This window comes from Bradyrhizobium sp. URHA0013 (assembly GCF_000518345.1).
Taxonomy (GTDB): Bacteria; Pseudomonadota; Alphaproteobacteria; order Rhizobiales; family Xanthobacteraceae; genus Bradyrhizobium.
In genome coordinates, this window is record NZ_JADK01000015.1 from 1 (window position 1) to 16,422 (window position 16,422).

The following is a 16,422-nucleotide window of genomic DNA, read 5'->3' on the forward strand; positions in this document are numbered from 1 at the left end:
CGGCCAGCTCCTGTTCCACCTCGTCAGCCGGCTCTACGAGCGCACGTCCATCGTCGTCACCACCAATCTCGCGTTCGGTGAATGGCCCAGCGTGTTCGGCGACGCCAAAATGACCACCGCGCTTCTCGATCGCCTGACCGACCATTGCGACATCGTCGAGACCGGCAACGACAGCTGGCGCTTCAAAAGCCGCGACGACGATCACGCAACCCGCGCTCGCACCGTCTCCGCAACCCCGACCAGCTCCGACGGTGCGAGCGCTACCGCCAAAACCCGCCGCTCGAAGGGGTCAAAATTGGACGCCGATACGGGGTCAAATTTGAACGCCGATTGACAGACGATATCGCCTTCACGTCGATCGACAGCCAGCGCGTTGTCTTGTGCCACTTCGCGCTGCGGAGCTGGCCTGGAATCCGCAAGGGCGCGTTGATGCTCTACGGCCACCATCACGGCCGTCTGCCTGGCAATCATCAGAGCTGCGACGTCGGCGTGGACGTCTTCGGTCCGGCGCCAGTCAGGCTCAACCAAATCAAGGCGTATCTGGCGACTCTGCCGCGGGCGGTGGATCCAGAGAGCGGCGACAACCTCGACGCGGACGGGGTGACGCCGTGAAGCTGTTTGAGCTGGAGACGCCCGCAATTCCCGCTATATCGCGCATGCCCACGCTGCCAAGCGCAAGGGCAGGACGTCATCAGGGACAGTGCTGGTGCGGATCGGAGCCGTGGAGCAATTTCTCGGACGTCGGCGGCCGGCATATGCTGTCCTTCGATGACTCGCCCGGCAGCCGCAACAATCTCGTCGGCGGGATCGAGATGCTCCGCTGCGATCTCGACACCGACGGCCGCGACTGGCTGCATGTCGGCAACTTCACGCCGACCGAGCGCAAACCGGCGAAGAAGAAGCGCGCCGAGCGCTGTTCGTCTGAGTCACGGGCTGTTGATATCGTGGAGAGCGACCGCGGAGCGCGCGTCCATTTTGCCTACTATAGCAGGCAAATTCGCGCTTCGTTCTCCGAAATGACCAGTATAGCAGGCAAATTAACCACGCGGTGGGAAGCTAACTTTCCTACGCGCGCTTGATTCCTCAATCCTGTCAACAAATTATCTATTGCGCTGCCGAAGCTCTCGGCCAGGGCCGCCCGCATCAAGGCCGCCGCCATCGCGGCCTACGGCGACCGCGGCGTTTCGCAGCTCGCAGCGGCATCAGGCGTCTCTCAGCAACTGATGAGCTTCATCGTGCGCGGCGACCGCGCGGTGTCCGATGAGGTCTATCGCAAGGTCGCCAATGCGCTGTTCGCTGAGTCCGAGCGGCTCATCACGGCGTCCGAGAAGATCGGCCTGCTGGCCGGCAAGATGATCGCAGAACTGGAGAAGTGACTATGGCGCGTTATCATCATTATCCGGCAATCGGCAGCGGAGCCGTGCTGCGCGAGCGCGATGGCGCAACGCGCATGGCCAAGGTGATCTTGTCCGAGCGGACTAAGTTGCTGGTCGCCGTCGAGGACGAGAAAGGGGCTATTCTCAATTTCCGCCCCTACGGCTGGGCCGGGCCCGGCGTCCAATGGACGCACGTAAAGCGGTATCCGACCCGCTGGCTGCGTGACGACAGCAAGATGATCGCCGAGTTCGAAGACCCTCCGCCGTCAGGCGGGTAAACCGGCTCGCTTCCATGACATGTTAGCGGTTGGGAACGACTTCCGCCCTCGGGCGGGTAAGCCGGAGCGAGGCGTCTACATCGAGACCCTGAATTCCGGATCCGCGGGTCGCGCGGCAAAAATGACACGGAGACCCCGGCTTAGGCCGGGGTTTTCTTTTTGAGCTTGCTCTTGCGCCGCTCCTCGCGCGGCGCCGGCATCTTGCCGCCGGCCTTCAGGTAAGCCCCGACGACGGCCTCCGACCACGCCCGCATGCCGGTGGCCTTCTCGGCCATGCGCTGCGAGGTCAGGTAATAGGCTTTCGTCGTCGGCGCCGCTTCCTCGGCATCGTTCGGGAGCGTGTGCGCCAGCACCAGGGACGACACCACGCCGCTGACGCGCTCGGCGATGTAGTCTCCCATGGCGCTGCGGACAAGATGCAGCGAGAAGTGCGGGAGGCCGTCGAGGGCGTCGGCGGCGCGCATCCGCTGAATGTGGCGGTTCAGACTGTTCGGGTAGACGCTCACGTCGTCGTTGTCGGCGTCGCGCCCGTGGCGCCTGGTCGACGCGAACACCCATTGGCTCGGCCAGTCCCCATGCTCGTTGGCGACGAGCTGCGTGTAGTCGGCGATGCTGCCGGCGGCGACGTCGCGAACGACAGGCGGGAGCGGCAACCAGAATTCGGTCTTGGCCTTCATCGCGGCCGGCGGCCAGGCGGCGCGCCCCCAGCCGGCGTCGCCGAGCGGATCCTGCCCGAGGAAGTCCGATCGGCGGAGCTGCACCGTTGAGGCCCGCCGGTTCGCGGTCAGGCAGACCCACCACAGACCGAAGCGGATCCCGGGCGAGATCTTGTCCTCGGCGGTCCGGCCGGCGCAGTAGCGTTCATGCGCCGCCAGGACGGCGCCGATCGCCGCCACGTCCAGGTCGGCCTTGCGCTGGCGATGGACGCGCCGGCGCTCCTCGATCGCATGCATGGTGTCGGTATCCGGATCGCCGGCCGTCAGCCGCTCCCACCACCGGTCGACGCCCTCGACCAGGCCGGACTCGTCGGGCTTCTTGTCGGCTGCCCAGGTCATGGCGGCCTTGAAGTAGGCGATGTTCTTCTCGCGTTGCCGGTGGCTCTCGATGGCGTCGCGGGCGGCGTTGATGGCCGGCCGGTCCAGCTCGGCAAGGCGCTTGCCGTGCAGCGCGGTGAAGCTCGGCCTGGCGAAGGCGAGGCGGACGTCGTCGACCGTGCCCTTCGAGGGCGGCTTCATCCGCCGGTTGACCCAGCGCGGCTGCGCGATCATCGCCTGATAGGCGGCATCCAGCTCGGCCCAGGTCCATCCCCCGTCGGCGGAAACGGGGGTCTCGGGCTCGCCGTAGCGCCTCCCCGCCGCGCCGCTGCGCCGGCGCGGGGATTTTCGCCGGCGACGTCCACCACGCCTACCGGGCGGTGAGTTGGCTGACCAATCAGCGCGCGCTGTGGGGCAAAGAGGTGCTCCTCGTAGCCGGCAACCACGAGTATTACGGATCCATCCTGGAAGACGCCGCGGCCGAGATCCGCGACCGGGCGCGCCGGACCAACGTCAGGTTTTTGGATGCGACCGAAGTGCCGGTGATCGACGGCGTCCGCTTCCTCGGCTGCACGCTGTGGACCGACTACCGCTTCGATGCCGAGAGCCAGGCGCACGGCCTCCACGCCGGACGGTTCATGAACGACCACAAATTCATCCGGACCTCGGGCGGGGCCGAATTCCCGAAGCCGTTCACCCCGATCGAGGCCTATAAAAGACACCAAGCCGAGCTGCGCTGGCTGACCGATCGCCTCTCGGAGGAGCACGACGGCCCGACCGTGTGCATCACCCACCATGCGCCGCATCCGGGCTCGCTGCACCCGCGTTACGCCGACGCCGAGGCGATGAACGCCTCCTTCATCAGCGACCCGTCAGCCGCCATCGCCAGCAGTTGTTGATGCTCCTCCGGCGTCCACCTTCGGACCAACGGATAGCGTGATTGTGCCATTCGCCCGGCGTCCAGCAGTTCCAAATTGGAGGAGGTGCAAGCCATGATCGAGGCCAAGGACGCCGTGGTGTGGGTCAACGAGCGGATCAAGGAGGTCCGGGTCGTCGCGAATGGCGGGCCGGAGAACTGGCTGCCAAGGCCGTGGGGCGATCCTATCGGAGCGGCCTACGCTCAGTGGCAGGAGATGACAGACACCCAGCGCGCCCGGCTGATGACTGAGACCGCCATTGATCTGGCGATGGCCGGCTTCGATCTCGGCACCGTGCTGCGCGAGTTCGCCAAGGCCTCGATCACAACGTCCACCATCCGGGAATATTGAGGGGAGAGTTTGTAGTGTTCACCACACTGTTGGAGGGGTATCCCGATATAATCGGCTTACGATTTGGGAGGACGTCTACGACAGCATCCGCACGCCAACCGATGTCAAGACGATAACTCTTGTTTTTCCCAAGCATCACCACGGTAGCAATTGCAGATTGGATTTTGTCCATAGTGTACTTGCCATTCGGATCAATAATATCATTCCATACATATGTCATGTAGAGCTTTATGCGGTACGAGCCATCTGAAGCGCGTTTGCCTGGCTCCGCAAAACCGACGATATGAAAATCGCCGACGTCGCGATTCGTCCCATGCATCAATGCATATCCGGTCTTATTGCTATTTTCCGGAAATTCTGCATGAAATCTAAAGGAGAGGGGAATGCGAGCGGGCGAGTGCGTGCGGCATTCAAGGTCAGCGACCAATTTCTCGACGGCAGAAGCCAGCTGCACGTAAATTTGCCCTCGCAAACTCCTGTGCCTCATCATGTAGGCGTTCCAGAAAGGGTCGTCGCGAACCGACACCGGCGAACCATCGCCGTTCAGATAGGTCCCGAGTATGATTTCTCCGGCGTCATCCATCCCAGCGATTTTGGCGTAAGCGCCCACATAGATTCTGAACGGGTTGACCATCGCAACATCCTCCATCTTAGTTTCAAGGGGTATCAAGCCAATTGCGCTTCGCCTGTGATCTAGATCGCAGGGCAACCCAAATTTGTAGCGCCGCCAACCCCGGACCGACGCGTTCCGCAGGCCGGCCGGAGCGGTGCCCTCAGACTGGCAAACGTTGCTGCATGAATAAGTGGCAGCCATTGGCTCGAGACTGATTTTCCGAGCGCGTTCTTCAGAACGGCGGCTTCTGATCCCCTTGGGTCAAACTTCATATCGGCCTCCGCTCTCGCTGCTGCTGGCGGGGTGATCTGCGTTTGCAGCCGATGACATCTCTTTCGATCTCGGGCAAGACTTCTCTCAAAGGCAAAAAGCCTGGCGATCGGGAGGACCCCATGAGCTACCAGCACATCATCGTCGACGAGCCGCGTCCGCGCGTCCGGCGCATCACGTTGAACAGGCCGGAGAAGCGCAACGCGCTGAACAATCGCCTGCGCAGCGAAATCTTCGAGGTGCTCGAACAGGCCGATCGCGACGGCGAAGTCTCGATTACGATCCTGCGCGGCGCAGGGCCTTGCTTCTCCGCGGGCTACGATCTCTCCGCCGACAATCGCGTCGACCAGCCCTATCACTCGGCTTCGGGCCCGGGCCAGTGGTCACGCCACGTCGTCGAAGGCTGGTTCCGGATCTGGGATCTCGCCAAGCCCGTGATCGCGCAGGTGCACGGCTACTGCCTTGCGGGTGGCACCGAGCTCGCCACCGCCTGCGACGTCGTCTACGTCGCCGACGATGCGCAGATCGGATATCCGCCAGTGCGTCTGATGAGTCCGCCCGACATGCAATATCATCCCTGGCTGGTCGGCATGCGCCGCGCCATGGAACTGATGCTGACTGGCGATGCGATGTCCGGCCGCGAAGCTGCCGATTGGGGGTACGCGACGCGGTCGTTCCCGCTCGCCGAACTCGACGAGAAGACGCTCGATTTCGCCGAGCGCGCCGCCAAGGTGCCGGTCGAGCTGCAGCAGCTCAATAAGCGCAGCGTCCATCGCGCGATGGAAATCATGGGCGCCCGCGCTGCCATTCGCGCCGGCACCGAGATCCAGGCGCTGGCCTTCACCACGGAGGCGAGCAGGGCCTACATGGGCAGTTTTCGCCGCGACGGCAGCAGCGTTAAAGATCTCCTCGACCAGCGCGATACGACCTTCGGCGATTATCGAACGAAGAAGGAGTAGAGCGAGGGCTGTCACCAGGCGGCAGTTCGTAGGATGGGTAGAGCGGAGCGAAACCGGTCATCGCTCTTCCAAAAGAAAGCCAAAGGATTTCGCTGCGCTCTACCAATCCCTACAAGCTCCACGTGTGGTCGTAGAAGGCCGAGGCGGCACTTCCGCTGTCTTGTGGTAAGGCGCTGCACGGGACGATTGAGCGTGCTGTCACGCCTCATGCGATGGTCGCAGCGTCGAATTTGATTAGCTGCTTGACTAACAACATCGACCGTCCTCATATCGAAAAAAATCAGGCCAACGCGCCACTGGGACGGAAATGCTCGATTTCACGCAGCAATTGATTAGCGGCGTCGCGTTGGGGTGCGTCTACGGGCTGATCGCCCTTGGGTTCGTCCTGATTTACAAGGCGACCGAAGTGGTGAATTTTGCGCAGGGCGAAATCATGATGCTCGGTGCCTTCATGTCGGTCACCTTCATCACGACGCTTGGGCTGAATTACTGGTTGTCGTTCCTGCTGTGCGTGATCGCGATGGCGATCCTCGGCGCGATCATGGAACGGCTCGTGCTTCGTCCCATCCTCGGTTATCCGCAATTCTCGATCGTGATGGCGACGATTGGTCTTGGGCTCGTGATCCGGGCGCTCGTCGGCATCATCTGGGGCACGGACGATCTGCGGATCGAGACCCCATTCACCGACGGCGTCTTGACGGTCGGCAAGCTCGTCATCGCCTGGGACGCGCTTTCCATCATCGTTGCGACGGTGCTGCTCTGCGCCGCGCTCTACGCCTTCTTCCGCTACACCCGGGTCGGCATCGCGATGCAGGCGACGTCGCAGAACATGCTCGCGGCGTATTACATGGGCATCCCGGTCAAGCGGATGTTCTCGCTGATCTGGAGCCTCTCCGCGATGGTCGCGTGCGCCGCCGGGATCTTGCTGGCGCCGATCACGCTGGTCCACGCAAATCTCGGCTTTCTCGGCATCAAGGCATTTCCTGCGGCCGTGCTCGGCGGCTTCGGCTCGATTCCCGGGGCGGTCGCCGGCGGCATCACCATCGGCATCGTCGAATCCTTGTCCGGCTTCTATCTGCCTGAGGGATTCAAGGACGTCGCGGCCTATGTCGTGCTGCTCGCGGTGCTACTGTGGAAGCCGCAGGGCCTGTTCGGCCTCAACGCCGTCAAGAAGGTTTAAGGCATGGCGCACCATGTCCGCACCGGTTACGGCGACAGCGATCCGCTGTTCCCGTCAAAGGCCGCAGTGTTCTGGTACGCTGTTCTGCTCGCAGGGCTGATTGCTGCGCCCTACGTGATCGAGTCTTATTATCTCAGCCAACTCGTGTTCATCATGATCTACGCCATCGTCGGCGTGGCGCTGAATATCCTGTCCGGGCAGGCTGGGCAGGTCTCGATCGGTCACGCCGCCTTTCTCGCCATCGGCGCCTATTTCACCGCAGTGGCGCAGAAGCACGGCGTTCCGCTGGTGCTCTATCTCCCGCTCGCCGGTGTCTTCACAGGGATCGCCGGCTACCTTGTCGGGCTGCCGGCGCTTCGCCTGCACGGGATCTATCTCGCCATTGCCACGCTCGCCTTTGCCTTCATTGTCGAGGAGATCATCGCGCGATGGGAGAGCGTCACCCACGGCAATGAGGGATTGATGCTGCCGCCGCCGAGCGTGTTCGGGCTGAAGCTCGGCACCGAAGGCTTCTATTACCTCTGTCTGCTCGTCACCGTGCTGGTGATCCTCGCCGCCATCAACATCATCCGGTCCTCGACCGGACGCTCCTTCATGGCCATCCGAGATTCCGAGACCGCCGCGCGCAGCATGGGCATTGACACCGCGCGCTACAAGACCACGGCCTTCGCGCTATCGGCCGGCATCACGGGAATCGCGGGTGCTCTCTATGCGCACAAGATGTCGTTCATCTCACCGGAAATGTTCAGCCTGGCTGTCTCGATCGATTTCGTCATGATCATCATCATCGGCGGGCTGGTGAGCCTCCGGGGCGCGGTGTTCGGCGCGATCTTCATGATCATGGCCGATCCGTTGCTGATCATCCTCAAGGACAAGGTGCCGGTGTGGAGCGAGACCATTATGCACGGTCTGTTCCTGCCGGAGACCGTGACCCAGGCCGTTCAGACCGGCGTCCTTCGCGTCGTTAACGCGCCCGGCCTGAAGTCGCTGATCTTCGGCATCATCATCATCGTCTTCATCATCTACGAGCCGATGGGCCTCGACGGCCGCTGGCAGCGCGTGAAGGCCTATTTCAAGCAATTTCCGCTGGCGCGCCAACGCAGCGCGCGCCCACCCCGCATGTTCCTGAAGTCCGAGCGCCGATGACCTTCTTCGACGTCAAGAACCTGACTGTGAAGTTCGGCGGTCTCACGGCCGTGGACAACGTCTCGTTCGGGATTAACGAGGGCGAGGTCTTCACTATCATCGGGCCGAACGGAGCGGGCAAGACCACGCTGTTCAACCTCATCAGCCGGCTCTACACGCCGAGCGCGGGCCAGATCATCTTCCGCGACGAGGACGTCACGCGTCTTTCGGCGCAGCAGATCGCCGGGCGCGGCATCGCCCGTACGTTCCAGAACATCGAGCTGTTCGAGAGCGCCTCCACCTTGCAAAACCTTTTAGTCGGCCGACACCGGCACTCGACCACGCGGGCTTGGCAGGACATTTTCCGCACGAAGAAGGTTCGCGCGGAGGAAGTCGCGCACCGTCGCGCGGCCGAGGAGGTCATGGACGTGTTGCGGCTGCAAAGATACCGCGACATCACGATCGGCGCGCTTCCCTATGGCGTCCGCAAGGTGATCGAGGTTGCCCGCGCGCTGTGTGTCGGTCCGACGCTGCTGCTGCTCGACGAGCCCTCGTCAGGCCTCAACGTTGAGGAAACCAATGCCATGGCGGAGTGGATCCTGGAGATCAACCGTCGTCTCCGCGTCACCGTGCTGATGGTCGAGCATGACATGTCACTGGTCAGCCGCGTCTCCAACCGCGTGCTCGCGCTGAACTACGGGAAGATGATGGCGCTCGGCACGGCCGCGGAGGTCCAGGGCCACCCGGATGTCATTGCAGCCTATCTCGGGACATGACGATGGACGCGCAACCAATCCTCCGTCTCGCCAACGTCGAGAGCACCTACGGGCCGATTACCGCGATCCGCGGCATCAGCCTCGATCTGAGGCAGGGGCAGATCGTCACCGTGCTCGGTGCCAACGGCGCCGGCAAGACCAGCATTCTCAAGACCATCTCCGGCGTGCTCGATCCCATAAAGGGAACCGTCGAGTTCGAGGGGCGCAAGATCCGTTCGATGGAGCCGGACAAGGTCGTCCGGCTCGGCATCAGCCACGTGCCGGAGGGACGCGAGGTGTTTCCATTCCTCTCCGTCCGCGACAATCTGCGGATGGGCGCCTACATCCGCAAGGACAGCAAGACCATCGCCAGTGATCTGGAGAAGGTGTTCGACTATTTCCCGGTGCTGCGCGAACGGCAAAGCCAGATCGCGGGCCAGCTCTCCGGCGGCCAGCAGCAGATGCTGGCAATCAGCCGGGCCCTGATGAGCCGCCCGAAAGTGCTGCTGCTGGACGAGCCGTCGCTCGGGCTCTCGCCGTTGCTGGTGAAGGAGATCTTCACGATCATCCGCCGGCTCAATGCGGAGGAGGGAGTCTCGATTCTGCTAGTCGAGCAGAACGCCAAGATGGCACTGGAGACGGCGCATTACGGCTACGTGCTCGAGGTCGGCCGCGTGGTGATGCACGACACTTGCGCCAATCTGCTCCAGTCCGACCAGGTCCGCGAATTCTATCTGGGTATGCACAGTGAAGGTGGTCATGGCGGGCGCTGAAAACGAGGCACTCTCGGCACGTCTTGCCACGGCCCTCGCGGCGCACGGCACGGCGACCGTCATGCGCTCGAAGCGTTACGGGCTTTGGCAGCCGCTCAGCGGCACGGAGACCGCGACGCGTATCGCCGCGATCGCGCGCGGCCTGCGCGCGGTCGGTTTGCGGGACAACGACGTCGCGGCCATCTGCGGCGAGACCTGCGCGGATTGGGTGCTCGCCGATCTCGGCATCATGGCCGCCGGCGGCATTTCGGCGGGGCTCGACGCGGACGCAAATGGTGAGGAGCTGGCGCGGCTCGTCGATCTGTTCGGGGTCACCATTCTCTTCGTCGCCGGCGATGCGCATCTGCACCGGGCGCTCGGCATCCGGGATCGCTGCCCGGGATTGCGGCTGATCGTCCTCATGCACGAGCAATGGGATGACGGCGCGCGCGTGGACCACGTGATGACGCTGGCGGAGCTGCAGGCTCGCGGCGCGGGCGCCGAGACGCTTCCTGCGCCTGCCGCGGCCGCGATCACCGCGATCGTGATGACATCGGGCGTTACGGCCCCGGCGCGCGGAGCCCTGCTCACGCAGGCCGCGCTCGGCCGGCAGGCTGCGCGGGCCGCCAGTGAACTGCAGCTGAGCGCGTGCGACGAACGCCTCTCGTTGACGCCGCTGTATCATGTGATGGAGCGCGTGGTCGGCGTCTACGCCTCTCTGCTCGCGGGCTGTATCATCAATTTCCCCGAGAGCCGCGAGACCGTGCTCGCCGATCTCAGGGAATTGCAGCCGACCGTCGTGCAGGCGCCGCCGCGCGTGTGGGCGAAGCTGAAGTCCGGTGTCGAACTCGCTGCGGCGGAGGCGACGAAGTTTCAGCGCCGCATGGTCGCGCTGGCCGTGAAGCCCGGAAGCGACGGACCGAGCCCCATTCTCGATGCCTTGGTCCTGACGCCGGTCCGCACTCGCCTCGGTCTATCGCGGGCACGACTGTGCCTCACGACCGGGGCGCCGGCGCGCACCGATGTTGGCGCCTGGTTCGCGGCGATCCGGCGGCCGCTTACCGATGCCTATGGCCAGGCCGAATCCGGCGGGGCCGTGACGTTGGCTCCGCATCGCGGCACGCCCAGAACGCTCGATGGCGTGACGCTGGAGACGCTGGTATCAGGCGAAATCCGGCTAACCTCCGATACGCTGTTTGTTGGTTACGCGGGCGAGACTGAGAACGCGGTTCGCGACGGCTGGTGGCATAGCGGCGATGTCGTCCATGCCGGCCAGCTGCATCCCGCGGGACGTGCCGCGGATCAGCTCGACAGCGGCCCCGCATCGCTCAGAAGCGAAGCCGATCTCGTGACATCGCCCTACGTCGCCGATGCCTTCCTGCATCGCGATGACAAGGGAAGGGTGATCGCTGCGGTGTTGATGGACGCTGATTCCGTCATCAAGTTCGCGCAGGACAATAGCATTCCATTCACGCACTTCCTCAGCCTTTGCCGCTCCGACGACATCCGCACACTGATCGGCCGCGTGATCGCGCAGACCAACGCGCGGGCGCCCGTAAAAATCGACGATTTCACCTTGATCGAGCGTTCGCTCGGTCCTGGCGACCCCGAGATGAGCGCCATGCTCGTGCTGCGTAGACGATTGCTGCGTCCTAGAGAACATTCCGTAACAGCAAGCGCCATTTCACAGAGCGCATAACCGAGAACCCTGGAGGTATACCATGACTTCACGTTTCCTTTTGTCAGCCGCGATCGTCGCGCTCACGGGTTTGCCGGCGCAGCCCGCGCTCGCACAGTTCAAGACGCAGGGCGTTACCGACACGGAGATCGTGATCGGCACGCATATGGATCTCTCCGGGCCGATCAAGTCATGGGGCGTTCCTGCTTCCTCGGGCATGAAGCTCGCAGTCGAGCAGATCAACGCCGCCGGCGGCATCAACGGCCGCAAGATCAAGCTCATTCTGGAGGACGACAGCTACGATCCGAAGAAGGCCGTGCTGCAGACGCAGAAGCTCATCGAGCTCGACAAGGCGTTCTCGATCGTGTCCGCGATGGGCTCGGCCACGACGCTGGCGCCGATGCCGCTGGTGCAGGGCGCCGGCCTGACGCATCTGTTCCCGATCACGGCCGCCGAATTCACCTTCAAGATGGATCCGGCCAAGCCCGAGGACAGGCTGAAGTTCAACATGTTTAGCCCCTACTACGACACGATGCGCCTAGGCATCAAATACGTGATGGAGAAGAACGGCATCAAGAAGCCCTGCATCGTCTATCAGGACGACGAGATGGGGAAGAATTTTACCGATGCCTATTCCGATCAGCTGAAGGATTTGAAGGTGCCCGAGGCCACCCGCGTGTCGTTCAAGCGCGGTGCAACGGACTTCAACTCGCAGGTTGCGCGCATGAAGGCGGACGGCTGCGATCTCGTTGCGCTAGGCTCCGTGGTCCGCGAGTCCGTCGGCATCGTCACCGCCGCCAAGAAGCTCGGCTGGACGCCGCTTTACGTGGTGTCGTCACCGAGCTACGTGCCTGACCTGCACGATCTCGGCAAGGACGCCACCGAAGGCATTTTCGGTGTCGGCCAGACCGAGATTTTCTATCCAGATACGGCAACGGGCAAGGTGAAGGAGTTCATCGAAGCGTATCGCAAGATGTTCGGCATCGATCCCAATCTGCAATCCACCTCGGGCTATGACGGCGCCATGGCGTTCGCGTTCTATGCCAGCCTCGCCGGCAAGAACCTGACGACGGATTCTCTCATCGCTGCGATGGAATCCGGCAAGGTCTTCGAAGACATCTTCGGTGGCGCGCCGGTGTCCTTCTCCAAGGACAATCATCTCGGCGTGTCCGCCGCGACCATTGGCCAGATCAAGAACGGCCGCTGGGTGACTATCGCAAAGAACCAGTCGTACAAGAGCGAGAAGTAGACGGTTGAGAATGACGGCGATGCCTAAGCTCCAGGCATCGCCGTCGAGCTTAGTGCTCGGATGGGTAGAGCACTTGCGAGCCCATCATATTTCCGGCGGGGGGAAGCCGATGGAGGCCGAAACCGCCAAAGCCCAGACAGTCCCGCCGAGTAGGTGCGCTGCCAGGCCTGTCACTCCTAGTCGCCGGGCCACTTCATACCCTGTCATCTTCGCAGAAGAAGGCGGACTGAAACGCTGCGTATTGCCGCCTGGGATCGAGTGATCATGCCGCCGAGAGCCGACGAGGTTGAAGGTCGGCCCCAGCGTCGCGGCCGGGGCCTCACGATCGTACGCACGATCGAGGGCCGCGGGCCTATCTCGGGCGGACCGGTGCAGGACTGGCGGGTCGTCATTCAGCGGGCCTGATTGCTCAGGCCTACGCCGCACGGGCCCACATCAGCGCCAGCGGCCCCGGCGAAATGCCGGCCGCAAGCACGATCCAGCAGCCACCTGCCGTGTTGGGCCGGCCGGCAACCTAGTGGCCGAGGAGGCCGTGGGGTGCTGCGCGCCAAGTCAAAATCGCTGGAACAACACCATGAAGCGGAAGACCTGAGCTGGTCGAGGCCGTCTCGCGACTATCGTGCCCGCCGATCAAGCCCAGCTTCATTTCAGCCTTCGTCCACAGCCGCGGAACAGGTGGACAAGCCGGAGGCTCTGCATTTCGGAATCCCTGACCCGTGCTAACCGCCAGGAACGAGCCGGCGATCCGAAGGATTCGTCCCGGCAGGAGCAAGCTCGATGCTGATGACGAAGGAAAGACGGCCGGCGATCAGAACGCGGCGCGGATGGGCGCTCAGCGTGTTGCAGGAGGCGGGCGCCATCCACGAATGTGAGGAGCATGGCTGGGCAATGGACCGGGCCGACCCTCACGCCCGCGCCCGCGCGTTGGACATCGCCAGGCAGGAGCCTCCAGACGGCTTGTCTCCGGATCAGGCTGTCGCTGAGCTCCGCGGAGTGCTGGACTCGATCGGCGATACCTGCCCTGAATGCCCGCCCGACTGAACCGGACCAACAACCCACGGTCCGATGCCGCTGTCGACGATCAAGGGATCAGGGGTGCCGCCGTGGTGCCAAGATGCTCAGCAGCGGCAAGCACCCGGCCGGCGTGCTTTCGCCGCTGCTGCGCGAACTCTGCTGCGTCGACCTGCGAACGCACCTTGTAGCCAGCCGCCGTCAAGCGGGCGCACACGCGCGGAACTGCCGCATCAGTGGTGTCGTCAGATTTTGCCTCAAGGCCGATCAGTCCATTCAGATCGTCGATGAGGCGCAATCCTTCGCTTCGGAGCAGGATCGCCGGCGCTCGGCTCTCGCGGTCCTCGATCAGCAGTTCGAACATCAGCGCGAGGTCCAGCATGGCCCCGAGCGTTGCAGGCCAACCCGAGCCGACGCCAACCGATCGAAAGTAGATCAGGGATGGATGGGAAGCATGGCTCTGCAGGACGGTGGCGCACCAGTCCCGTCCTTTGTAAAGCACGCGCCTGATCTCCTCCGGAGAGTCGAGGTCGGCGTAACGCTCCAGCAGTCCGAGAGCCGAGGGCGGCTGACCCGCAGCCGTCGTAAGTTTGAGAATTCCGGCATCGCGGCGGGAAATACCCTCTTGTACCTGGAGGAGGTAAGTAACAGCCATTGTCAGGACCGAGAGGCCCGAAAGGCCGGCCAGGATGAGGGCCCAGCGGGCTGGGCCATGGGCCTCAATGCCGCTCAGTCCCACCGTGCACAATGCGCTTCCGACGATGAACAGTGCCTCCTGGAAATCGGCTGGCGGCGCGAACCAATCGCCCAGAGCATGCGCGATCAGGCCGAAGCCCAGCCACAGAAGGACCATCCAGATGAGGAAGGAGCCCATGAGGATCGCCGGCGCAAAGCTGGTGGAGACCCCGCTCTTGCCGCGGCGGGCCCACTTCCAAACCGGAAGCATGATGGTGAGCAGCCGCCGCGCCACGCGGAGCGCGCCTCGGCTCTCTCCGGGCACCACCACCGTGTCGAATACATCCCGAAGGGCGAGGACGACCAGGACAATTCCTGCGATGATCTCGACCGTCGGTATGATCATGGAACGCCGCCAAGCGGGATGTGCTCAAACTCGTCACAACTGGGCGCGTGGAGGATCAGCAATCCCGCCCAACAGGCCAGAACCGAGGTCAGGATCGATCCTGCGGAGATCCTTCTGCGGCTATCTGCTGGTCGGACCAAATGCATCGGCGCATTTTCAATTAACCAGCACCAACCGCACGGTGCCGTGGCCGTTCCTATGCGCAGCTGCTCGGACCTACCCTGTGCTCGGCCAAGCGCCCTCATCCGTGCTCAAGCTCTACTGGGTCGCTGACTTTATCTCAGATTGCAGTGGCGTCACCCGAGCACGAACTGAAGTCTTTATCAGATCCTGTGCAGGAGCTTCATCTCGGCCGCCAGCTGGAAACTTCGTTTTCCGGCCAGCGCCGTCGCCTCCCAAATCGCGCCGTTGGCCTCGCAGCTGCCCGAAAAGCCGATGCCCACCTCGTAACCGCCGAAGATCGCGTCGCGAGCCGCCGTGTGTTCCTGGTTGACGATTTCACCGCGCCAGCGGTTATCCGCCGAGGAGTAAGAACCGGGATAATAGAAGAAGGCGTCTCCGCCCAGCATGCGGCCGTCCTCCAGCAGCATCACACCCGTCAGTCCGCCGTCAATCCCATCGAGCGCGCGGATGCGCAGCCCGTAAAGGCCATTCGGGATGCCGCTGTCGCCGACCTTTCCTGGCGGCGGCAAACACTCCTCATCCAAGCTGGTCATCACGGCATGCATCACTTGATCGGGGAGCCGGACCGGGGAGGCATCGAAGTGATAGGAATCGCCAACCGCACGGCCGCGCAGGATCAGCTCGTCATCGTCCGCACCGTAGAGCTGCCGCACCTCGGGATTGAGGGCATGGCGCTGTCCGGCTACCCGACCGACGATCACGCCGTCGATCTCTTGGTAGCTTCCGACGTGGGCGAAAGCCGAGTTTCCACCCAGCATGCGGCCACCGCGCACATGCATGACGCTACGGTTCAGCACGGCACCGGCGCGATACTCGCATTTGTACAATCCGTCGAACAACACCCTGTCCCCGCTATGCGTAGCGTATTCTAGCCGGTCAGATCGTACGCGAAAAGGCGGCTCGGTGCCGCCTCGAGGCTCGCGCTGATCGTGTCGTCCCCATGGGGCTCATCTTGCGAGGAGCGAATCCCCGAAGCAGGCAAGCAGGGCGGCCGGGCCGGGATATACCTGGACGCATCCAGCCTGCCTCAGCGAACTCTCGGTGAAGCCGCCGCACAGCACGCCGACGATCTCGATCTTCGCTTTGCTCGCAGCTTCCGCATCGTAGGGGGTGTCACCGATCGCCACCGCATGGTGGCCCTCGACCCCAAGCTTCTTCAGGACCGCTTCGAAGATGTCGGGAGCCGGCTTCGATTCCTCGACGTCGTCCGACGAGGTCGTCACGTCGACCAGGTCGCCGATGCCCGCGATCTCGAGATACTTGGAAAGTTCATCCTTCTTGGCGGAGGAGGCGACGGCAATCCGGGCGCCGGCATTCCTCACGCGCCGAAGCAGATCGGGGACTGCCGAAAACGGGCGCACCAGCGGCAGATACTCGGACCTGAACCGGTTGCCGCGCCATTCCTCCATCTCCTTGCCATGGTCCCGCTGCGCGTCTTCGGACAGGAAGTGCGGGATCAGCTTGTCGCCTCCCTTGCCTATCTGCCCGCGAGCCTGCTCGAAGCCGACATCGTGGCCGAACTTCGCCATCGCTTCGTGCCAGGCGAGCGCATGGAGATCGACCGAGTCCAAAAGCGTTCCGTCGATGTCGAAGATTGCGGCTTTGGGCAA

General features: G+C 63.3%; 20 protein-coding genes. 15 read left to right on the top strand and 5 right to left on the bottom strand.

Annotated features, from left to right (window positions below; all coding sequences use genetic code 11):
* The 5 genes from N551_RS0119035 to N551_RS0119055 all read left to right on the top strand — a co-directional run.
* Positions 1–334 (top strand): ATP-binding protein (locus tag N551_RS0119035; RefSeq protein WP_027568246.1); only part of this gene is annotated, 334 nt, incomplete at its 5' end.
* A complete protein-coding gene (locus N551_RS35900; protein WP_051462848.1) occupies positions 331–612 on the top strand; it encodes a hypothetical protein in 282 nt (93 codons plus the stop codon). The genes N551_RS0119035 and N551_RS35900, both read left to right, overlap by 4 nt.
* Positions 609–1,079 (top strand): hypothetical protein, encoded by a 471-nt coding sequence (locus N551_RS0119045; RefSeq protein WP_155809810.1) that lies wholly within the window; start codon positions 609–611, stop codon positions 1,077–1,079. The genes N551_RS35900 and N551_RS0119045 overlap by 4 nt, the downstream gene beginning before the upstream one ends.
* Positions 1,080–1,157: 78 nt before the next feature.
* Positions 1,158–1,376 carry a helix-turn-helix domain-containing protein gene (locus N551_RS38180; protein ID WP_371180071.1) on the top strand — a complete coding sequence of 73 codons (219 nt, stop codon included), beginning with the start codon at positions 1,158–1,160 and terminating at the stop codon, positions 1,374–1,376.
* A gap of 2 nt (positions 1,377–1,378) precedes the next feature.
* Positions 1,379–1,654 (top strand): hypothetical protein, encoded by a 276-nt coding sequence (locus N551_RS0119055; RefSeq protein WP_027568248.1) that lies wholly within the window; start codon positions 1,379–1,381, stop codon positions 1,652–1,654.
* 140 nt (positions 1,655–1,794) lie between these two features.
* Here N551_RS0119055 and N551_RS0119060 read toward each other — a convergent pair whose 3' ends face one another.
* Positions 1,795–2,922 (bottom strand): hypothetical protein, encoded by a 1,128-nt coding sequence (locus N551_RS0119060; RefSeq protein WP_027568249.1) that lies wholly within the window; start codon positions 2,920–2,922, stop codon positions 1,795–1,797.
* A gap of 110 nt (positions 2,923–3,032) precedes the next feature.
* Between N551_RS0119060 and N551_RS35905 the strand changes: the two genes are divergently transcribed.
* Positions 3,033–3,587: a metallophosphoesterase gene (locus N551_RS35905; RefSeq protein WP_371180072.1), complete on the top strand. Its 555-nt coding sequence runs from the start codon at positions 3,033–3,035 to the stop codon at positions 3,585–3,587.
* A 93-nt stretch (positions 3,588–3,680) separates the two neighbouring features.
* Entirely contained in the window at positions 3,681–3,956 is a 276-nt protein-coding gene (locus N551_RS0119070; RefSeq protein WP_081747899.1) for a hypothetical protein, read from the top strand.
* Here N551_RS0119070 and N551_RS0119075 read toward each other — a convergent pair.
* Positions 3,928–4,590 (bottom strand): hypothetical protein, encoded by a 663-nt coding sequence (locus N551_RS0119075; RefSeq protein ID WP_155809813.1) that lies wholly within the window; start codon positions 4,588–4,590, stop codon positions 3,928–3,930. The two genes, N551_RS0119070 and N551_RS0119075, sit on opposite strands and share 29 nt — an antisense overlap.
* A 371-nt stretch (positions 4,591–4,961) precedes the next feature.
* Here N551_RS0119075 and N551_RS0119080 point away from each other — a divergent pair, with 371 nt between their 5' ends.
* From N551_RS0119080 to N551_RS0119115, 8 genes are all read left to right on the top strand, one after another.
* Entirely contained in the window at positions 4,962–5,798 is an 837-nt protein-coding gene (locus tag N551_RS0119080) for an enoyl-CoA hydratase-related protein (protein WP_027568252.1), read from the top strand.
* 307 nt (positions 5,799–6,105) lie between these two features.
* Positions 6,106–6,978 carry a branched-chain amino acid ABC transporter permease gene (locus tag N551_RS0119085; protein WP_027568253.1) on the top strand — a complete coding sequence of 291 codons (873 nt, stop codon included), beginning with the start codon at positions 6,106–6,108 and terminating at the stop codon, positions 6,976–6,978.
* A gap of 3 nt (positions 6,979–6,981) precedes the next feature.
* The gene (locus N551_RS0119090) at positions 6,982–8,124 is read left to right on the top strand and encodes a branched-chain amino acid ABC transporter permease (RefSeq protein ID WP_027568254.1); all 1,143 of its coding nucleotides are present in this window, start codon (positions 6,982–6,984) and stop codon (positions 8,122–8,124) included.
* The gene (locus N551_RS0119095) at positions 8,121–8,879 is read left to right on the top strand and encodes an ABC transporter ATP-binding protein (protein WP_027568255.1); all 759 of its coding nucleotides are present in this window, start codon (positions 8,121–8,123) and stop codon (positions 8,877–8,879) included. Before N551_RS0119090 ends, N551_RS0119095 begins: the two co-directional genes overlap by 4 nt.
* Positions 8,880–8,881: 2 nt before the next feature.
* Positions 8,882–9,631, top strand: coding sequence for an ABC transporter ATP-binding protein (locus tag N551_RS0119100; protein ID WP_027568256.1), 750 nt, complete (start codon positions 8,882–8,884; stop codon positions 9,629–9,631).
* The gene (locus N551_RS35910; RefSeq protein ID WP_051462851.1) at positions 9,618–11,309 is read left to right on the top strand and encodes an AMP-binding protein; all 1,692 of its coding nucleotides are present in this window, start codon (positions 9,618–9,620) and stop codon (positions 11,307–11,309) included. The genes N551_RS0119100 and N551_RS35910 overlap by 14 nt, the downstream gene beginning before the upstream one ends.
* 22 nt (positions 11,310–11,331) lie before the next feature.
* Entirely contained in the window at positions 11,332–12,537 is a 1,206-nt protein-coding gene (locus tag N551_RS0119110) for an ABC transporter substrate-binding protein (RefSeq protein WP_027568257.1), read from the top strand.
* A gap of 777 nt (positions 12,538–13,314) precedes the next feature.
* Positions 13,315–13,578, top strand: a complete 264-nt coding sequence (locus N551_RS0119115) for a hypothetical protein (protein ID WP_027568258.1) — start codon at positions 13,315–13,317, stop codon at positions 13,576–13,578.
* Positions 13,579–13,618: 40 nt separating this feature from the next.
* Here N551_RS0119115 and N551_RS0119120 read toward each other — a convergent pair whose 3' ends face one another.
* From N551_RS0119120 to N551_RS0119130, 3 genes are all read right to left on the bottom strand, one after another.
* Positions 13,619–14,629: an ion channel gene (locus tag N551_RS0119120; RefSeq protein ID WP_027568259.1), complete on the bottom strand. Its 1,011-nt coding sequence runs from the start codon at positions 14,627–14,629 to the stop codon at positions 13,619–13,621.
* Positions 14,630–14,952: 323 nt separating this feature from the next.
* Positions 14,953–15,651 carry a GrlR family regulatory protein gene (locus N551_RS0119125; protein WP_027568260.1) on the bottom strand — a complete coding sequence of 233 codons (699 nt, stop codon included), beginning with the start codon at positions 15,649–15,651 and terminating at the stop codon, positions 14,953–14,955.
* Between the two features lie 108 nt (positions 15,652–15,759).
* Positions 15,760–16,422 carry an HAD family hydrolase gene (locus tag N551_RS0119130; protein ID WP_027568261.1) on the bottom strand — a complete coding sequence of 221 codons (663 nt, stop codon included), beginning with the start codon at positions 16,420–16,422 and terminating at the stop codon, positions 15,760–15,762.